Source organism: Streptomyces aurantiogriseus, from assembly GCF_014649375.1.
GTDB classification, from domain to species: domain Bacteria; phylum Actinomycetota; class Actinomycetes; order Streptomycetales; family Streptomycetaceae; genus Streptomyces; species Streptomyces aurantiogriseus.
Genome location: NZ_BMSX01000031.1, coordinates 45402 through 63373 on the forward strand (window position 1 = coordinate 45402; position 17972 = coordinate 63373).

General features: G+C 73.9%; 18 protein-coding genes. 6 read left to right on the forward strand and 12 right to left on the reverse strand.

From position 1 onward, the window contains the following. Positions 1-110: 110 nt before the first annotated feature. A complete protein-coding gene (locus IE263_RS41970; RefSeq protein WP_189943380.1) occupies positions 111-1487 on the reverse strand; it encodes a Tat pathway signal sequence domain protein in 1377 nt (458 codons plus the stop codon). Between the two features lie 503 nt (positions 1488-1990). Here IE263_RS41970 and IE263_RS41975 point away from each other — a divergent pair. Next, on the forward strand, positions 1991-3580 hold the full coding sequence (locus tag IE263_RS41975; RefSeq protein ID WP_189943381.1) for a bifunctional 3-(3-hydroxy-phenyl)propionate/3-hydroxycinnamic acid hydroxylase: 1590 nt from the start codon (positions 1991-1993) through the stop codon (positions 3578-3580). Between the two features lie 17 nt (positions 3581-3597). Here IE263_RS41975 and IE263_RS41980 read toward each other — a convergent pair whose 3' ends face one another. Beyond that, positions 3598-4302 (reverse strand): LuxR C-terminal-related transcriptional regulator, encoded by a 705-nt coding sequence (locus IE263_RS41980; protein ID WP_189943382.1) that lies wholly within the window; start codon positions 4300-4302, stop codon positions 3598-3600. A gap of 331 nt (positions 4303-4633) precedes the next feature. Between IE263_RS41980 and IE263_RS41985 the strand changes: the two genes are divergently transcribed. The 5 genes from IE263_RS41985 to IE263_RS42005 all read left to right on the forward strand — a co-directional run bounded on the left by IE263_RS41985 (position 4634) and on the right by IE263_RS42005 (position 8859). Beyond that, the gene (locus tag IE263_RS41985) at positions 4634-6688 is read left to right on the forward strand and encodes a galactose-binding domain-containing protein (protein WP_189943383.1); all 2055 of its coding nucleotides are present in this window, start codon (positions 4634-4636) and stop codon (positions 6686-6688) included. 33 nt (positions 6689-6721) lie between these two features. Continuing rightward, entirely contained in the window at positions 6722-7324 is a 603-nt protein-coding gene (locus IE263_RS41990; protein WP_189943384.1) for a TetR/AcrR family transcriptional regulator, read from the forward strand. A 63-nt stretch (positions 7325-7387) separates the two neighbouring features. Then, the gene (locus tag IE263_RS41995) at positions 7388-8086 is read left to right on the forward strand and encodes a YqjF family protein (protein ID WP_189943385.1); all 699 of its coding nucleotides are present in this window, start codon (positions 7388-7390) and stop codon (positions 8084-8086) included. 83 nt (positions 8087-8169) lie between these two features. Then, positions 8170-8685, forward strand: coding sequence for a DUF1360 domain-containing protein (locus tag IE263_RS42000; RefSeq protein WP_189943386.1), 516 nt, complete (start codon positions 8170-8172; stop codon positions 8683-8685). Positions 8686-8688: 3 nt separating this feature from the next. After that, positions 8689-8859, forward strand: coding sequence for a hypothetical protein (locus IE263_RS42005; protein WP_189943438.1), 171 nt, complete (start codon positions 8689-8691; stop codon positions 8857-8859). Between the two features lie 17 nt (positions 8860-8876). On the opposite strand, the gene IE263_RS42010 is transcribed toward IE263_RS42005, so the two are convergent. The 10 genes from IE263_RS42010 to IE263_RS42055 are packed head-to-tail and all read right to left on the reverse strand — an operon-like array spanning position 8877 to position 17935. Continuing rightward, positions 8877-9800 carry a glycosyltransferase family 2 protein gene (locus tag IE263_RS42010; protein ID WP_189943387.1) on the reverse strand — a complete coding sequence of 308 codons (924 nt, stop codon included), beginning with the start codon at positions 9798-9800 and terminating at the stop codon, positions 8877-8879. Continuing rightward, a complete protein-coding gene (locus IE263_RS42015; protein WP_189943388.1) occupies positions 9790-10773 on the reverse strand; it encodes a glycosyltransferase family 9 protein in 984 nt (327 codons plus the stop codon). The genes IE263_RS42010 and IE263_RS42015 overlap by 11 nt, the downstream gene beginning before the upstream one ends. Then, positions 10770-10961 carry a hypothetical protein gene (locus IE263_RS42020; RefSeq protein ID WP_189943389.1) on the reverse strand — a complete coding sequence of 64 codons (192 nt, stop codon included), beginning with the start codon at positions 10959-10961 and terminating at the stop codon, positions 10770-10772. The genes IE263_RS42015 and IE263_RS42020 overlap by 4 nt, the downstream gene beginning before the upstream one ends. Next, on the reverse strand, positions 10958-12385 hold the full coding sequence (gene rfaE2 / locus IE263_RS42025) for a D-glycero-beta-D-manno-heptose 1-phosphate adenylyltransferase (protein WP_189943390.1): 1428 nt from the start codon (positions 12383-12385) through the stop codon (positions 10958-10960). Before rfaE2 ends, IE263_RS42020 begins: the two co-directional genes overlap by 4 nt. Continuing rightward, complete coding sequence (locus IE263_RS42030) at positions 12382-13023, reverse strand: D-sedoheptulose-7-phosphate isomerase (RefSeq protein WP_189943391.1); 642 nt, start codon at positions 13021-13023, stop codon at positions 12382-12384. Before IE263_RS42030 ends, rfaE2 begins: the two co-directional genes overlap by 4 nt. Then, positions 13020-14255 carry a glycosyltransferase gene (locus IE263_RS42035; RefSeq protein ID WP_189943392.1) on the reverse strand — a complete coding sequence of 412 codons (1236 nt, stop codon included), beginning with the start codon at positions 14253-14255 and terminating at the stop codon, positions 13020-13022. The genes IE263_RS42030 and IE263_RS42035 overlap by 4 nt, the downstream gene beginning before the upstream one ends. Beyond that, complete coding sequence (locus tag IE263_RS42040; RefSeq protein WP_189943393.1) at positions 14252-15214, reverse strand: glycosyltransferase; 963 nt, start codon at positions 15212-15214, stop codon at positions 14252-14254. The genes IE263_RS42035 and IE263_RS42040 overlap by 4 nt, the downstream gene beginning before the upstream one ends. After that, positions 15211-16218, reverse strand: coding sequence for a glycosyltransferase family 9 protein (locus tag IE263_RS42045; protein ID WP_189943394.1), 1008 nt, complete (start codon positions 16216-16218; stop codon positions 15211-15213). The genes IE263_RS42040 and IE263_RS42045 overlap by 4 nt, the downstream gene beginning before the upstream one ends. Further along, positions 16215-16943 (reverse strand): D-glycero-alpha-D-manno-heptose-1,7-bisphosphate 7-phosphatase, encoded by a 729-nt coding sequence (locus tag IE263_RS42050; protein ID WP_373312266.1) that lies wholly within the window; start codon positions 16941-16943, stop codon positions 16215-16217. The genes IE263_RS42045 and IE263_RS42050 overlap by 4 nt, the downstream gene beginning before the upstream one ends. After that, positions 16940-17935, reverse strand: coding sequence for a glycosyltransferase (locus IE263_RS42055; protein ID WP_229911466.1), 996 nt, complete (start codon positions 17933-17935; stop codon positions 16940-16942). Before IE263_RS42055 ends, IE263_RS42050 begins: the two co-directional genes overlap by 4 nt. Between the last annotated feature and the right edge of the window lie 37 nt (positions 17936-17972).

The window sequence follows — 17972 nt, forward strand, 5'->3', positions numbered from 1 at the left end:
CCCCGCGACGCCGTCCGCAAGGCCCCGCACAGCGACCGACCCGCACCTGCGGCCTTCGGTGACCGCCCATCGGTCACCGGAGGCCGTAGGCAGTTTTGTATCGATGTTGCTCAGGCCGCCAGAGGGTTGGTCCGGGTCGCCGCCAGCAGGTACCAGGCGGTGGCCCCGGTGTGCCGGTACGGGTAGTAGCCGAAGCCGAAACCGGTGTCGAGCGGGCTGCTCGCCGAGACGACTCCGGAGTGGGCGGGAAGCGCCTTGCCGCCGATGGTCTGGTCGGCGCCGAGGAGGTCCTGGGCCCGCTCCACGGAGGCGATCAGCCGTCGGGCGCGGGCCTCGTCCCCGGGGTTGTGCCGGTGGCGCAGGGCGAGCGCGAGGTGGGCCGTTCCTTCGAACCACACGCCGTTGCGGTCGGGCTTGGGCTGGCCCGCGGCGATCGGGGCGTCCTCGTTCGCCAGCAGACTGGCGGAGCTGAAGGTGACCCCCGCGTACGACTGGCCCGCGGGCACCGTGCTGTTGCGCCGGTCGGCCGTGTCCAGGACGGCCAGTTCGGTCGTGGCCCAGTCCAGGGACCGGGCGTGGGCGGGGGAGGAGAGGGCGAGATGGGTCCAGGTCTGGGTGTCCTCGGGGATCGGGGACCTGTTGATCGTCACCCCGTCGTTGGTGCCGGTGTAGAAGAAGCCCCCGGACGGCTCCCACATCTTCTTGACGAAGGCCGCGGCCCGCGCGCGCCGCTCCCGCCACACCCGGTCCCCGGTGAGCCGGGCGAGCTGTCCGAAGAGGCCGATCAGGTCGGTGTTGTGCTCGGTCGAGGTGAAGGGCAGCTTCTCGTCGGCGCCGTTGACGCCGAACTTGTAGCCGCCGAGGGGTTCGTCGGTGCGGCCGACGCGCTCGATCCACTCACCGATGCGTACGGCGCCGGTGAGGAAGCGGCGCTCACCCGTCCGGCGGGCGAGGGTGCTCAACGCGATGCCGGCCCAGGCCATGTCGCCGACGGCCGTGCCGGTGAAGCCGAACTGGGTGCCGACGTTGGCCGTGCCGTCCGCGCGGACGAAGCCGTCCGGCTGCGGGGAGCCGTCGTAGAACGTGTACGGGCCGACGTTGTAGGCCTGGCGCAGTCTGCCGTCGTCATGGACGGGGTCGTGGGCCTGGGCGTACAGAAGCGCGTCGCCGAGGGCCACGGCTCGGGACCGGCCGTCCGCGGTGCGGGACGCGAGGTTCGCCAGGATCGCGAGGGCGTTGTCGTAGGTGAACGCGGTGCTGAACAGGCCGGCCTGGTCGGTGTAGCTCTGGGCCAGGCGGACGGTGCCGTGATCCGGGTAGCCGTCCATGGCGGCGGCGAGGAAGGCGTACGCCCGGCGCTGGGCAGGCGCTCGGGTCACCGCCCAGGCCGTGCCGGAGCCGGCCGTGGTGACGGCCGCGGCGCCGACAGCGAGGCCGGCCCCGATCAGAGCACGGCGGCTGAGTACCGGGCGTTGACTGCCGGACATGGGGCTCCTCGAAGGTGGGCGCGGTGCGGGGCGCGAAGGAAGGGGCGGGTTTGAGAGCGCTCTCAAGAGTGCGGGCTCATTGTGCTGTCGCGTCGGGAGCTGGTCAACGCCTCGGACACAAAGGGGCGTTGAGGAGACAGAGAAGAGGCCCTGTTCCCGCCGGACCGGCGGGAACAGGGCCTTGGGGGGTGGGGTGGGGCAGAGGGCTGCTGCGGCGTTGTGGAGGTTCTTGGCGGCCAGGGCGAGGCTTTCGGTCTGGGGGTGGGCGGCGTCTTCGTGTTCGATGTCGACGGCCGTGTCGGGGTCGATGTCGGCGAGGGCGTGCAGGAACGCGGGTGCGGTTCCAGGGCGAGCTTGATGCCCTCGCGGTTGAGGTCGATGGCCGGGATGCCGGCACAGCCGACCGTCCGACGGGAGTTTGTCAAATCCTTGACGGTCTGAGTCCTGACGAATACGGTCCCCCTGGTACCGCCGATACCGGCCCCGTCCCGGAGGGTACGCACGTGACCGAGGACTTTGATGCCGACGTGGCGATCGTGGGTCTCGGCCCCGTCGGGGCCACGGCCGCGAACCTGGCTCATGACCTCGGCCTTCGGGCCGTGGCGTTCGACCGAGCCGTGGACGTCGAGAGCCGGCCCCGTGCCATCGGGTTCGACCAGGAAGCGATGCGCGTCTTCGCCGGCTTCGGCCTGGCCGACGCGATCGCGGACCATGTCATGCCGTACCGCCCGTCCGAGTACCACAACGGCGACGGGCAGGTCATCAAACGCATCGGCACCGCCCCGCCACCGCACCCTCTCGGGTGGGCGCCCAACTACGTCTTCCATCAGCCGCGGCTGGAAGGCGCGCTGCGGCAGCGCCTCGCGCGGGCGGAGCACGTCGAGCTGCACCTCGGCACAGAGGTGACCGGCCTGGAATTGGGCGAGGGCGGAGCCACCGTGGAGGCGGTCGACGCGTCGGGGCGCCGACGCACGCTGCGTACGCGCTATGTGCTGGCCTGTGACGGCGGCAGCAGCCCCGTGCGCAGGCAGCTGGGCCTGGGCATGGACGACCTGGAGTTCGACCAGCCGTGGCTGGTGGTGGACCTGTTGCTGCGCCCCGGCGCGGGAGACGGGCTGCCGCGGACCAACGTCCAGTACTGCGAGCCGGCGCGCCCCAGCACGTTCGTCGTGGGCCCGGGGAACCATCGCCGCTGGGAGTTCATGATCAACCCGGACGAACGCCCCGAGGACGTGTCCGATCCGGAGTTCATCCGTGCCCTGCTGGCGCGATGGCTGGCCCCCGAGGACTACGACCTGTGGCGGGCTGCCACCTACCGCTTCCATGCGCTGGTCCTGAACCGGTGGCGCGTGGGGCGTCTGTTCTTCCTGGGGGACGCGGCGCACATGACCCCGCCGTTCCTGGCGCAGGGCATGTGCCAGGGGATCCGTGACGCGTCCAACCTGATGTGGAAGCTGGCCCTGCATCTGCGTGCGGGCGCCGGCGAGCGGCTCCTGGACACGTACCAGCAGGAGCGCGAACCGCACGTACGCCAAGTGACGCTCGTCGCCAAGGAGTTCGGGCACGTCATCTGTGAACGGGACGAGGCCACCGCCGCCAAGCGTGACGCGGATCTGCTGGCGGAGCTGGCGGAGAGGCCGGAGGGGACGGTCCGGCAGTCCCTGATACCCGGGCTGCAGGCCGGATTCCTCGCGCCGGAAGGCTTCCCCGCGCGCGGCGACATCCTGCCGCAGCCGAAAGTGACCGACGGCGGGGGAAGGGCCGGGCTGCTCGACGAGTTCACCGCAGGCGCCTTCCGGCTGGTGGTCCGGCAGGACACGGACCTCGCCGAGGCCGAGTCGGCGCTGCGCGCGCACCGGGCCGCGGGCGGGTTCCCGGTCACCCTCGTCCGCCTCGTCCCTCCGGCCGGTGGTGTCGTGGCGGGCGGGCCGGACGAGTACCGCGAGGCAGAGGGTGTCCTGGACGCCTGGATGCGTCACCGGTCGTGCGAAGCGGTACTCGCTCGTCCCGACCACTATGTGTTCGGCGGTGTGCACTCTGCGCGTGAGACCGGGCAGCTGCTCGCATCCGCCCGGCGGCACCTGCGCGGGTAGGGCGGAGCGTCGGCGCGTCAGGCCGCGGACCGGACCAGTCCGTACTCGTAGGCGTAGGCGACCGCCTGGACGCGGGCTCGGGCGCCGATCTTGGCGAGGATGTGGCTGACGTGGGACTTGACGGTGGTCGGGGCGATGGACAGCCGGGCGGCGATCTCCGCGTTGGACCAACCGGAGGCGACGGCGGTCAGGACGTCGCGTTCCCGCTCCGTGAGTGTGTCGAGCCCGGTGTCCCGCTGGACGGGCCCGGTGGTGTGCTGCCGGCGGACGGTGTCGATGAGGGCGCGGGTCAGGGCGGGAGTGATCGCCGCGTCTCCGGCGGCCACGGCCCGGACGGCCGCGATCAACGCGTCAGGGGTGGCGTCCTTGGAGAGGAATCCGTCGGCTCCGGCGCGCAGGGCGGCGTAGGCGTAACCCTCGTGGTCGGCGGGGGCCAGGACCAGTACGCGCGGAGCGGGCGCCCCTCCTCCGGACGGTTCCGGGATCCGGGCGAGACGCGGTGACCGCCGGATGCGTCGGACGGCCTCGATGTCGCCGGTCTCGCAGGCGTGGCTGTCCATCAGGACGACATCGGGGCGGAGCGCGGCGCTCATGCGCACCGCCTCGGCCCCGCTCGCCGCTTCGCCCACGACGGTCAGATCGGGCTCGGCCGCCAGGAGCATACGCAGGCCGAGGCGCTGCAGGGACTGGTCGTTGACGACGAGTACGGAGACGCTCCTCATGGCACTCGCTTTCCGAACGAAACCGTTTCGTTCACTTGATGCTCAGGGTAGCCCTGGTTCTATCGAAACGGCATCGTTTTCTTAGTGGTCTGGGTCACATGCCGGGAGCATCCATGGGAATGCCCTCGCATCGGAGACGGGCGGCCCCAACTGGCAGGTGCCGCAAGCTCATCAGGTCAATCGTCCCGGACTCTTGACTCGGAAAGCGGTCGTGGAGATCCTCGTCCCACGTATTGCGCCGGTCATGACAATCCAGCAGGGCCTCGGGACTCCGGACGGCCCGGTTCGTCGACCGTGCCGTCCCGCCGACCGATGGACGTGGGTAGTGACCATGACTCGACGCCCGTACCGCAGACGCAGAGACGTCACCGTTGTGTCGCTGCTCCTCCTCGTGCTGGCCATGGCCCTCGGCCCCACGCCGAGTTCGGCGGCCGGCACCGACTGGTGGGTGCCGACCGCACGGCCCGCGCCGGACTCCGAGATCAACGTCACCGGAGAGCCGTTCACCGGCACCAACGCCCAGGGCGAGGTGCGCGGCTTCGTCGACGCGCACAACCACCTGATGTCCAACGAGGCCTTCGGCGGGCGGCTCATCTGCGGCAGGACGTTCTCCGAGGCCGGGATCGCCGACGCGCTCAAGGACTGTCCCGAGCACTACCCCGACGGCACGCTCGCGATCTTCGACTACATCACCCACGGCGGCGACGGGAAGCACGACCCGGTCGGCTGGCCGACGTTCAAGGACTGGCCCGCCTACGACTCGATGACCCACCAGGCGAACTACTACGCCTGGATCGAACGCGCCTGGCGCGGCGGCCAGCGGGTCCTCGTCAACGACCTCGTCACCAACGGCATGATCTGCTCGGTCTACTTCTTCAAGGACCGCGGCTGCGACGAGATGACTTCGATCCGGCTGCAGGCGAAGCTGACGTACGACCTTCAGGCGTACATCGACAAGATGTACGGCGGCACCGGCAAGGGCTGGTTCCGGATCGTCACCGACAGCGCGCAGGCCCGCGAGGTCATCAAGCAGGGCAAGCTCGCCGTCATCCTGGGCGTCGAGACCTCCGAACCCTTCGGCTGCAAGCAGATCCTGGACATCGCGCAGTGCAGCAAGGAGGACATCGACAAGGGGCTGGACGAGCTGTACGCGCTGGGCGTGCGCAGCATGTTCCTGTGCCACAAGTTCGACAACGCGCTGTGCGGCGTCCGCTTCGACGAGCACGGCCTCGGCACGGCGATCAACGTCGGCCAGTTCCTGTCCACCGGCACCTTCTGGCAGACCGAGAAGTGCACCGGACCGCAGCACGACAACCCCATCGGCACCGCCGCCTCCGACGCGGAGGACGAGCTGCCGGCGGGCACCGAGGTCCCGGAGTACGACGAGGACGCCCAGTGCAACGTCCGCGGGCTCACCGCGCTCGGCGAGTACGCCGTCCGCGGCATGATGAAGCGCAAGATGATGCTGGAGATCGACCACATGAGCGTCAAGGCCACCGGCCGGGTGCTCGACATCTTCGAGGCCGAGTCCTACCCGGGCGTTCTCTCCTCGCACAGCTGGATGGACCTGAACTGGACCGAGCGCGTCTACTCCCTCGGCGGCTTCGTCGCCCAGTACATGCACGGCTCGGAGGCGTTCGCCGCCGAGGCGAAGCGCACGGACGCGCTGCGCGAGAAGTACGGCGTGGGATACGGCTACGGCACCGACTTCAACGGCATCGGCGACCACCCCGCCCCGCGCGGCGCGAACACCGCCAACCCCGTCACGTACCCCTTCAAGAGCGCCGACGGCGGCTCCGTCATCGACCGGCAGACCACCGGCGAGCGCACCTGGAACTACAACACCGACGGCGCCGCCCACGTCGGCATGATCCCCGACTGGATCGAGGACATCCGGCTCGTCGGCGGCCAGGGCGTGGTGGAGGACCTCTTCCGCGGCGCCGAGTCCTACCTCGACACCTGGGGCGGCACCGAGCAGCACCAGGCCGGGGTCAACCTCGCCAAGGGCGCCGCGGCGACGGCCAGTTCGGCGGAGTCGAACCCGTTCACCAGCTACGCCCCGGGGCGGGCCGTGGACGGCGACGCCGGCACCCGCTGGGCCAGCGACTGGAGCGACGACCAGTGGCTGCGGATCGACCTGGGCTCCACGCACCGGGTCGGGCGCGTCACGCTCGACTGGGAGCGCGCGTACGGGAAGTCCTACCGCGTCGAGCTCTCCACCGACGGCGTGACCTGGCAGACCGCCTGGTCCACCAGCTCCGGCGACGGCGGCCTGGACACGGCCCGCTTCACCGGCACACCGGCCCGCTATGTCCGCGTCCACGGCCTGGAACGCGGCACCGACTGGGGATACTCGCTCCACGAGGTGGGCGTCCACAGCGGCTGACCACAGGCCGGTACGAGCACGAGGGGCACACGGATGGCACGGATGCCGTCGGCGGAACGCCGCCGACAGCTGACGGAAGCGGCGATCAGGGTGATGGCCCGGGACGGCGTCGCCAAGGCGACGACCCGGGCCATCGCCGCCGAGGCGGGCGTGTCCCTCAGCGTCTTCCACTACTGCTTCGACTCCAAGCAGGCACTGGTCGAGTCCGTCATCACCACCATCACCGACCACTCCGTCACCATGGTGAAGGAGGCCATACGCCCCCGGGCGACGCTCGAGGAGACCGTCCGGGCCGGCTTCCAGGCGTACTGGAACCACGTCCGCACCCACCCCGACGAGCACATGCTCACCTACGAACTGACCCAGTACGCCCTGCGCCAGCCGGGCTTCGAACACCTGGCGCGACGGCAGTACGAGGTGTACGGCGCCACGTACGCCGAGCTCATCGACCAGCTCCACCGCAGCATGGACTTCCGGCTCCGCGTGCCCGTCTCCGTCCTGGCCCGCTACCTGGCCGCCGTGACCGACGGGCTGACCCTCAACTACCTCGTGCTCGGCGACGACGAGACCTGGACCGACATCCTGGACACGGTCACCGCCCACATCGCCGGCCTGGTCCAGGCCGACGCGCACTGACGTTTTCCGCCGGCCGGGGCGGGGGACCCGCCGAGTGTGGTGGCGTACGGAGCGGACCGACGGGTGCGCCTCCCCGCGCTCCACGTCCGCCTGGTGACCCAGACCTTCCTCCACTGGCGCTACCCGCCCGGCCAGGTTCAGGCCCTGCTGCCGGAGGGCCTGACCGTGGACGAGTACGAGGGCGCCGCCTGGGTGGGACTCACGCCCTTCCTCGTGGCGGACCTGCGCCCCACCGGCGTACCCGCCGCGCTGCCCGGGCCGCCGGCGTTCGCGGAGACCAACCTGCGGACCTACGTCCGTCGCCCCGACGGCCTGGACGGGCTGTGGTTCCTGTCCATCGAGGTGGCCTGGCTGCCGATGCTGGCCGCCCGCGCCATCGGCGCGCCCTGCCATCCGGCCACCCTGAGCGTCTCCCGGCACGGCGACGCCGTCTCCTACGAGGGCACGAGGTGGGGCGGAGGGGTCTCCTACCGCCTGGTCGTCCGCCCGGGTCTTGTGGTCATGCCGACCGAGCGGGACGGATGGCTGATGGCGCGCCGGCGGGCGTACACGCGGCGGCTCGGCATGCTCTGGGAGACGCCCGTGGAGCACGAGCCGTGGTCGCCGGCCGGGGCCGTCGTCCACGAGCTGGACGAGACCCTGACCACGGCGGCGGGCCTTCCCGCACCCGCCGGAGAGCCCCTGGTGCACTTCTCGGAGGGCGTCCGGCACATGCGCCTCGGCCCATCCCGGCCCTGCGGCGCCGTCCTCCGAGGCTCCTAGCAGGGCGTTTCGCGTGTGGTGCCGGGCACCTGGGGGAACTCGGGCCGCGCCCAAGGGAAGGCCGGATCGCTCCAGGAGGTGCCATGGCCGCGGACGCCGCGCGTTACGAGGACCGGGACGACGACCGGAATGACGACCGGAGCACCGAGCCCCTCGAGGGCTACACGCTGCTCGCCGCCGCCTTCACCACCGGCGCCGCCGTCTTCACCGGCGTCGCCCGGAGCCGGGGCGTGCAGCTGCCGCAGCGGGTGCCGCCGTGGGACGTCGCCCTCCTGGGCACGGCGACGTACAAGGCGTCCCGGCTGCTCTCCAGGGACAAGATCACCAGCTTTGTGCGGGCGCCCTTCACCCGCCGCAGGTCCGACGCCCCGGCCGGTGAGGTCATGGACGAACCCCGGGGCAGCGGCGTGCAGCGTGCCGTCGGCGACCTGGTGTCCTGCCCGTTCTGCACCTCGGTCTGGGTGGCCGGGGCCCTGGTGTGTTCGTACGCCTGGACCCCCCGGGCCACCCGCCTGGTCTGCGCGGGCCTCGGCGCCGTCACGCTGGCGGACTGGCTGCAGTACGCCTGGACCCGGACCCAGCAGACCACGGAGGAGTGAGCAGTGAGCACGATGAGCGGGACGAGCGGGATGAGCCACCAGACCCCGTCCCAGGCCGAGGGTGAACGGGACGACGAGGACATGGTCGACACGACCGAGTACCCGACCCCCTCCCAGGCCGAGGGCGAGCGCGACGACGAGGAGGAGGTCGTGGGCGGCGACAGCGATTCCTGACGGATCCCGGCCGGTCCTCACCCGATGTAGCGGCGCGCCGACGACGACTTCCGGGCCCGCTGCAGTGCCGCCAGCCGGCGCTCGATCTCCGGCGGCACCGGGGTGCGCTGCCTGAGCACCCAGGGCAGACCGGCCGCCGCGAGGGCGAAGGCGCGGAGCGAGGCCCTGTCCCGGGGGACCGTGACCATCAGGCCGGCCGTGCGCCGCAGGGCCGGCAGGAGCGGGCGGCGCAGCCAGGTGAACCAGAGCGTGTTGCGGATCCCCAGGATCCGGCGCTCTGTGCTGTTCCGTGCCACCGAGGCCTGGTGGTGGACCGTCAGATCCTCGACGTAGCTCAGCCACCAGCCCTGCCGCAGCAGATCAGTGGCCAGGAGTTCCTCCTCACCGCCGAGCCACAGACCGGGATGGAAACCGCCCGCGCCCCGGAAGGCGTCGGCGCGCAGGACGGTCGCGGCCGCGAGGAAGGAGCCGAGGGGCGGTCCCGGCAGGAAGTCGGGGCCGATCAGGGGCGACTCGCGCAGCTCCTTGACGACAGGGTCCTCGGTGCCGGACGGCTCCACGACGATACGCGCCGTCACCCCGGCCAGACACGGCCGCCCGTCGAGCAGGTCCGCCGCCCGCCGCAGCGCGCCCGGCGCCCACCAGGAATCGTCGTCGCTGAACGCGACGTAGGGCGTGCCGGCCTGCCGTACCGCGAGATTGCGGCCCACGGCGCCGGTGTTCTCCCGGGGCCTGAGGACGCGGACCGCGGCCGGGTGGTGGCGTACCGCTTGGAGGGTCGCGTCGTCGGAGCTGTTGTCGACGACGATGACGGGCGGTCGTTCCGGTAGCGCTGCCAGGGCGTCGAGGGTGCGCAGGACGCCGGCGCGGCGGTCGCGGGTGATCACCGCGACGGTGACCCGGCCGTCCGGTTCTGCCTGGCGGACGGGCTCAGCGGACACCGGCTTCCTCTCCTCTCCGGTGTGGGGCGTTCGTCCCGCCGGGCCGCAGCAGGGACAGGGCCGCGGCGGTGGCCTCGTCGGCCCCGATGCGCAGGAGCTGGGGATCGGGGATGTCGCCGTGCGGGTCGCCGGGCGGGCCGGGCTTCCACAGGGCGAGGTGGCACGCGGAGCGGGGCGGGCCCCACAGGGCCGGGGACACCGGTCCGAACAGCGTCACGGACGGTGTGGCGTGGGCCACCGCGAGATGCGCGAGCCCGGTGTCGCCGCTGACGACGAGCGCGGCGCCCGCCACCAGCGCCGACAGCTCGCCGAACGGCAGCCCGCCGCACAGCACGTCCTGCTGCGGCAGGCCCGCCCGGGCGGCGACGTCCAGGACCAGCGCGTCCTCCTTGGGGCCGCCGGTGACGACGACACGGTGTCCGGCGGCGCGCACCTCGGAGGTGAGGGCGGCGTAGCGCTCGGCCGGCCAGCGGCGGGAGGCGGACTCCGCCCCCGGGTGGATCACCACGGCTCCCGGCGCCGGGGACGCCGTGGTCGGCGCGGGCAGCCGTACGTCCTCGGGGTCGGCGGTGATGCCGTGGGCCGCAAGGAAGCGGCACCATCGTTCGCGTTCGTGTTCGTCCGGCCGCCACTCGGGAGGCCGGGGCGTGGTCTGGGCGAAGGCCAGCAGGCGGTGGGGGGTGAGGGCGGCGAGCGCGTCGCGGCTCTCGGGGCCGTTGCCGTGCAGGTCGATCGCGAGGTCGGGAGGTGGTCCCGGCCAGTGGGCGAGCGACGGCACGCCTCGCCGGGGCGCCTCGGCCGGGAGGACGGCGTCCACGGTTCCGGTGGCCAGGGCGGCCTCGCGCAGGGCCGGTGGCAGGGCCAGGACGACCTCGTGTCCGGGGAAGGCCCGGCGTATGCCCCGCAGCGCGGGCACCCCGGCGAGCAGGTCGCCGAGGCCCAGTGCGCGCAGCACCAGGAGGCGGGGGGTCATCGGCGCCCTCGTTCCGGTGTCAGGTTTGTCGGCCGGGGGGACAGGGCCGCCTTCTCCGCGATGCCGGTGGTGGAGCGGCCGTCCGCCTGGTGTTCGGGGAGGGCCCGGCGTATGCCCCGCAGTGCCGGTATTCCGGCGAGCCGGTCGCCCAGGCCCAGTGCGCGCAGCGCCAGCAGGCGGGGGGTCATCGGCGCCCTCGTTCCGGTGTCAGGTTTGTCGGCCGGGGGGACAGGGCCGCCTTCTCCGCGATGCCGGTGGTGGAGCGGCCGTCCAGGTAGGGGAACAGGACGACCTGTCCGCCCCAGCTCTCCACGAGCGGCGCCTCCGGCAGCCGTTCCAGCGCGTAGTCGCCGCCCTTCGCCCAGATGTGCGGGCGCAGTTCGGTGAGGAGCCGCTCCGGGGTGTCCTCGTCGAACACGGCGACCGCGTCGACGCACTCCAGGGCGCGCAGCACCCGGATCCGGTCCGCCACCGGGACGAGCGGCCGTCCGCGGCCCTTGCGGCGGCGCACGGACGCGTCCGAGTTGACGCACACCACCAGGCAGTCCCCGGTACGGCGGGCGGCCTGGAGCAGCGCCACATGGCCGGCGTGGAGAAGGTCGAAGCAGCCGCCGGCGGCGACGACGGTGCCACCCGCGGCCCGCACCCGGGCGGCCGTGCGCAGGGCGTCGTCCGTCGGGTCGCCGTCGGCCGTCGCCGGCACGGCCGGGACGGTCACCGTGTCCGTCGCGACGGAGCGCACGCCTCCCTCGGCGACGTACCGGGTCGCGGCGTGCACGGCACCCCGCACGGCCGTCTCGATGAGCTCGCCGTCCGCCAGAAGCCCGGCGGCAGCCGCCGCGAAACGGTCCCCGGCACCGCAGGCATCGCCCTCGGCCGTGACCGGGCACGGCACCAGCAGCGGCGTCTCGCCGTGCGACAGCAGGGCACCCCGCCCGCCGAGCGTGACGGCCACGGAGGCCGCCTTCCAGGCACGGACCAGGGCGTCGGCGTCCCGGGCCGCCGTCCGCAGCGCACTCGCGTCCGCGGGCGCCTCACCGCCGACGAAGGCACGGGCCTCGCTCGCGGACGGCGTGACGAGGCGGACGCCGGGCACCGGCGGCTCCCCGCGCGGGTGCGGATCCCAGACCACGGGCACCCGCGCGGCCGCCGACGCGAGCGCCTCGCGCAGGACCTCGGCGGTGCCCCGGCCGTAGTCGGCGACCAGAACGGCGCCGGCCTCGGCGACAGCCCGCCGCGCCTCGTCCGTCGCCTCCCGGGCGCGGCCCTCACCGTCGTCCAGGCGCAGCAGGGGGGTGCCCTCCGCGAGGACCCGGGTCTTGCTGGACAGCGCGCCGGCCAGGGGCAGCCGCACCAGGCGCACCCGGTCGGCCAGCAGCCGGACCAGGGACTCGCTGGCCGCGTCGTCGCCGAGCGCGGTGACCAGGGTGACGGGCCGGCCGTCGGCCGCGGCGAGCGTGGCCGCGAGCGCGGCTCCGCCCGGCCGGGAGGTGCGCCGGGCCTCGCTGACGACCGGCACCGGCGCGTCCGGGGCCAGCCGCTCGGCCCGCCCGCACAGGTCGTGATCGAGCAGCGCGTCCCCCACGACGACCAGCGGCGCGGGGGCGCTCATCCGCCGTCCTTCCCCGTCAGCGCCGTCCACCGGTTCGCAGGCGTACGCCGCCGCTCGACGGCCGCGCGCCGCTCCACGGTCCGGTCGAAGGACTCGCAGAGCATGTGGACGGCCACCAGGTGCAGCTCCTGGACCGTGGCGGCCGTCGCCGCCTCCACGCACAGGGCCGCGTCCGCGCCTCCCTCCAGCGGGTTGGGCGCCGGACCGGTCAGCGCCCAGACGGTCATCCCGAGGCGACTGGCCTCCTTCGCCGCGACCAGCAGGTTCGCGCTGGCGCCGCTGGTGGACAGCAGGATCAGGACGTCCCCGGCCCGGCCGTGCGCGGCGACCTGCCGGGCGAAGATCTCCTGCACGCCGTAGTCGTTGGCGATCGCGGTCGTGGAGGACGTGTCGGCGTGCAGGGCGAGCGCGGAGAACGGCGGGCGGTCGTCGCGGTAGCGGCCCACCAGCTCGGCGGTCAGGTGCTGGGCCTGGGCGGCGCTGCCGCCGTTGCCCGCGACCAGGAGGCGGGCGCCCGCCCCCAGACGATCGGCGAGGGCGGCGCCCCACCGCTGGATGACGGGGGAGGCGTACTCGCGGAAGCCCTCGAGCGCCTTCATCAGGTCGTCGCAGTGCGTGACGTCGCTGGCGAGTTTCATCGGACGACTCCCGAGAGCGAGGGGACGGAGGAGACGGCGCTGTAGACCTGGGTGACCCCGTCGGCGACGCGGTCCCAGGTGTAGCGGGCGAGGACGCGGCGCCGGCCGGCGGCGCCGTACCGGGCGAGCCGGGCCGGGTCGTCGAGGAGACGGCGGATCGTGTCGCAGAGGCCGTGGTCGTCGTCGGCCGGGACCAGCACGCCCGTCACGTCGTCCACGACGGTGTCGAGCTGCCCGCCCACGGCGGTGGCGACGACCGGTGCGCAGCAGGCCATCGCCTCGACCGGGACGATGCCGAACGGCTCGTAGCGGGGGAGGGACAGCACCAGGTCCGCGCCGGACATCAGCCGGGGCATCCGGGTGGGGCTCACCCCGCCCAGCAGCGTCACCCGGTCGGCGACCCCGCAGTCCTCGGCGATCGCGCACAGCCGCTCCGCCTCGGGCTCGGCGCCCAGCAGGGCCGGTTCGGGTCCGCCGGCGATGAGCAGTTCCGCGTCGGGCACGCCGGCCAGGGCACGGATCGCCCGGTCGAAGCCCTTGCGGGGGACGAGCCGGCCGACCGAGAGCAGCCGGCGCGGCGCGGACGCGGGCCGCCGCGCGCCGGGGACCGGGGCGAACTGCGTGGTGTCCACCCCGCAGGGGACGACGGAGACACGGTCGCGGGGGAGCCCCATGGCGACCAGCTCGCCCACCTCGTCCTCGCAGGTGGCGATGATCCCGGCGCACTCGCGCCCCACCGCCGTCTCGATGGCGACACGCTGCGGCGGACTGGTGTCGGCGGCGCCCTGATGCCGCTTCTTCACCGTGCCCAGCGCGTGGTACGTCTGCACCACGGGCACCCCCAGGGAGCGCGCCCCGGCCACCGCCGCCATCCCGGACATCCAGAAGTGGGCGTGCACCACGTCGGGTGGCTCCGCCGCCCACTCCCGCGCCAGCCATGCGCCGAACTCCGGTATGTACGGCAGGAGTTCGTCCTTGGGTATCGGAGCCGGCGGCCCGGCGGGCACGTGCACCACCTTCACCCCGTCCGGCGTGGTGACCCGCTCCGGCAGCCGGGGGTCGTCGCGGCGCGTGTACACGGAGACCTCGTGTCCCCGGCGGGCCAGCAGTCGGGCCAGTTGGGCCACGTACACGTTCTGTCCGCCCGCGTCCGGGCCGCCGAGCTCGGCCAGTGGGCTGGCGTGCTCGGAGACCATGGCGACGCGGCCGGCCGTCGGATGGCTGGGGCTCATCGGGTGACCTCCTTGATCAGGCGCTCCCAGTCGTCCCGGAAACGCCGTTCTCCGTAGCGGGCCTGTACCGCAGCCCGGGCGGCCTCCCCTGTGACGCGGGCGTACGCGGGATCCGCGGCGAAACGGCGGACGGCGTCCTCCAGCACGTCGAACCGGTTGGAGACCACCCCCGCTCCCTCGGGCACCGCCTCCCGCACCTCGGTGGTGTCCAGCGCCACCACCGGCATCCCGAGGAACATGGCCTCCAGCAGGGACAGCCCGAGCGACGTCCACCGGATCGGGTGCAGGTAGAGGCGGCAGCGGGCCATCGCCGGGTGCAGTTCGCCCTGCGGCAGGTCCCGGGTGCGGCAGCGGCCGGGCGGCAGCCCGAGGTGCTCGGCGAGTCCCTCCGTGCGCATGCCGAAGACGTCCAGCGGCACCGCGCGGGCGAACCCCGGCAGCAGGTCCGTCCCGGTCGTACGACCGCGGCGTACGGGCTCGTTGACGACGACCGCGGCGCGGGGCTCCGCGCCGGTCCACAGGTGGCCCGGGTCGATGATGCCGTGCTCGATCACCGCCGTCGGCGCGCGGCCGTTGTCCCACATCAGCCGGTTGAAGTGGGTGACGTGCACGAGCGTGATGTCGGTGCGGTCGGCGAGGGGGTGGCGGGTGTCGACGGCCGACTCGTGCGGGCAGTTGTGCTCGACGTACACGGCGGGCACGTCGATGCCGGGCCGGCGGCCCGTCCACTCCTGCGCCAGCTCCACCTCGTGCGGCCGTTGCAGCACCATCAGGTCGATGTCGGCCGCGCGCAGCTCGTCGGGCCGCAACTCCCGTACCGTGCGCGGCCATTCCCACGTTCTGGCGCGCCCCAGCCCGTCCGGGCCGCGCTCGGGCGTCACCGGGACGAGGAAGGTGTACGGGCCCTGGACCAACGACGTCAGCCATGAGCCGTGCACATGCCAGACAAGGATGTTCATGCGCGCTCCTTGAGCAGTTTCCGCACCGCTTGCACCACGTCCTGAGCCGTGACCTCCTCCAGACACGGATGACGCGGCACCGGGCAGTGCCGGGCCCGGGTGCCCGCGCACGGAGCCGTCTGGTCCCCGAGCAGCACGCTCGGCACGCCGTACGGCGCCCACCGCTCCGCCGGGACGACGGGCGCGAACAGGGACACGACCGGGGTGCCGACGGCCGCGGCCAGATGGGCGGGGCCGGTGTTGCCGCACACCACGACGTCGGCCGTGCGCAGCACGCCCGCCAGCACGCGCGGCTCGGTCTTGCCGCCGAGGTCCACCGCCGTGTCCCCGCTCACCCGTCGGGTCAGGCCCGTCTCGTCGGGGCCGCCGGTGACGATCACCCGGTGACCGGCGTCGGCGAGCAGCGCCACGGCCTCGGCGCAGCGTTCGGCACCCCAGGCACGGGCGGGCGCGCTGGCCCCGGGGTGGACGACGACGTACGGCCCGTTGCCGGTCAGCGCGATGGTGTCGGGCGGCGGCAGCACACGCAGCCGGCCGTCGTCCCCGGGACGCGGCGGGAAGCCCATCGCGGCGGCCGTGTCGAGCGCCGCCTCGGCCTCGTGCCGGCCCGGCAGCCGCCGGTGCCGTACGTCGAGGAGGCTGCCCGGGTGGTCGACGCTGTCGGCGCCGATCCGCCGGACGCCCGCCAGCCGCAGCACCAGGGCGGTGGGCAACGGGCTCTGGTGGAACGAAGTGAGGACGAGCGCGACGTCGAACGCGGCCTCCCTCACACGCTGCACCAGGCCGTCGACGTCCGCCTCCCGCACCGAGGGCGGATCCACGCCCTCCCACGGCGCCGACCACACGATGACCTCGTCCACGCCGGGCAGCAGCCGGGCGGCGGGCTCGCCGCGCGGGCCGCAGAGCATCGTCACCCGCGAGCAGTGCGCGGCGACCGCGCGGACGGCGGGCCCGGCGAGCAGCACGTCACCGAAGCTGTCGAGCCGTACGACCAGTGCTTTCACGCCCCGCCTCCTCGTGTGTCCGCCAGGAGCCGGGTGACGGCCGTGAGCAGGTCGGGGGCGGTCCCGGGCGCCGCCTCGACCTCCTCGGGCAGCGTCGCCGCGTTGGGCACCAGCACGCCCCGGGCACCGGCCGCGTGCGCGGCCAGGACGTCCGCCGCGATGTCGCCGATCACCACGCAGTCGGCCGGTGCCACCCCCAGGCGGCGGGCCGCCTCGATCACCAGTCCCGGCCGGGGCTTGCGGCAGGAGCAGCCGTCGTCGGGCAGATGCGGGCAGTACACCCACGTGCCGAGGCCGCCGAGCAGGGCGTCCGCCCGGTCGTTGACGCGCCGGACGTCGGCGTCCGTGAGCAGCCCGCGGCCGATGCCCGACTGGTTGCTCACCACACCGGTCGCGACGCCCGCCGCACGCAGCAGATCCAGGGCTCGCCGGGCCCCCGGCACCGGGCGCACCAGCTCGGGGTCGCCGTTGTAGGGGACGTCCTCGACGAGGGTGCCGTCGCGGTCGAAGAGGACGGCGGCGAGAGGGGTGGGCCGGTGGCCGGGCGGGTGGTGCACGCCACGGTCGCCCGCTGCGGGGGCCGTGGTCCGGTGGCCGACGGGGCGGTCCCCGGCGCCGCCGTCCGTGGGGCGGCGGCGCACGGCGTGCTCGACCGCCGCGGGGCCCTCGGCCGGGCGGTCCACGGCGCGCTCGGCGGGGGAGCGGGCCGTCGTGCGGCGGTTCACAGCGGGCCTCCCACCGGTACGGCCCCGCGGTGACGCAGCCGGCCCTCGAGCCAGTGGCGTACCGCGAGCGGGGGGATGAGCACGCTCGTGGCGAGCATGGCGGCGATCTCCTGCCGGGTCCGTGGGCCCGGTCGGATGCGGGCCAGGGCGAACTCGGCCGTGCCCAGCGTCCACAGGGCGCCGGCGACACCGGCGGCGCGGCGTCGGCCCGCCAGCGCGCAGGTGGACGCGGCGAGCGCGGCGGCGGTCACCAGGACGTGCCGGGGGAGCCGGCCGCGGGGTGCTTCGGCGCGGGTCCACCAGTCGCGGCCGTGCAGCCGGTTCATCAGGGCGTCGTCCGCGTTGCCGCGCTGGGCGCGTACCGACACCCAGCGGTCGGCCGGGCGTACCGGGTGACGGGTCGTGCGCCGGCCGCGGCGCAGCGTCCATCCGGCGGCCCGGACGCGCAGCGCGAGGTCGGCGTCCTCCCGGAAGGCCCGGCGGAACCGCTCGTCGAAGCCGCCGACGTCGATCAGGGTGGCCGTCCGGTAGGCCATGTCGGCGGTGGCCCAGGCGGCCTGTTCCAGCCCGGCGGTGCCCCGCTCCCAGTCGGTCGGCCTGCGGTCCTCGGGCAGGGGGACGGTCAGCCGCCCCTGGATGCCGCCGGTGGTCGGGCCGGCCGCCTCCAGGTCGTCGGCGAGGAGCCGGGACCAGTCCGGCAGCACCTGGACGTCGTCGTCGAGAAAGACCGTCCACGGCGTGCCGACCGTGCGCCAGCCGGCGTTGCGGGCGGCCGCCGGGCCGCGTCCCCCGGTGCGCAGGGTGCGGACCCGCCCGCGCAGGACGCCGGCCGCCTCCAGCGGCAACTCCCCGACGGGGTCGGGGCGGTCGTCCACCACGACGACCTCCACAGGCGGGTGACCGTGGGCCGCGGCGAGGGCGCGCAGGCAGTCGGCGAGGCAGGGCCGCCCGACCGTCGGGACGACGACGGAGTAGGCGGCGGCGTCCGCCACGGCGGGACCGTCGGCCACAGCGGGCTCGTCCGCCGGC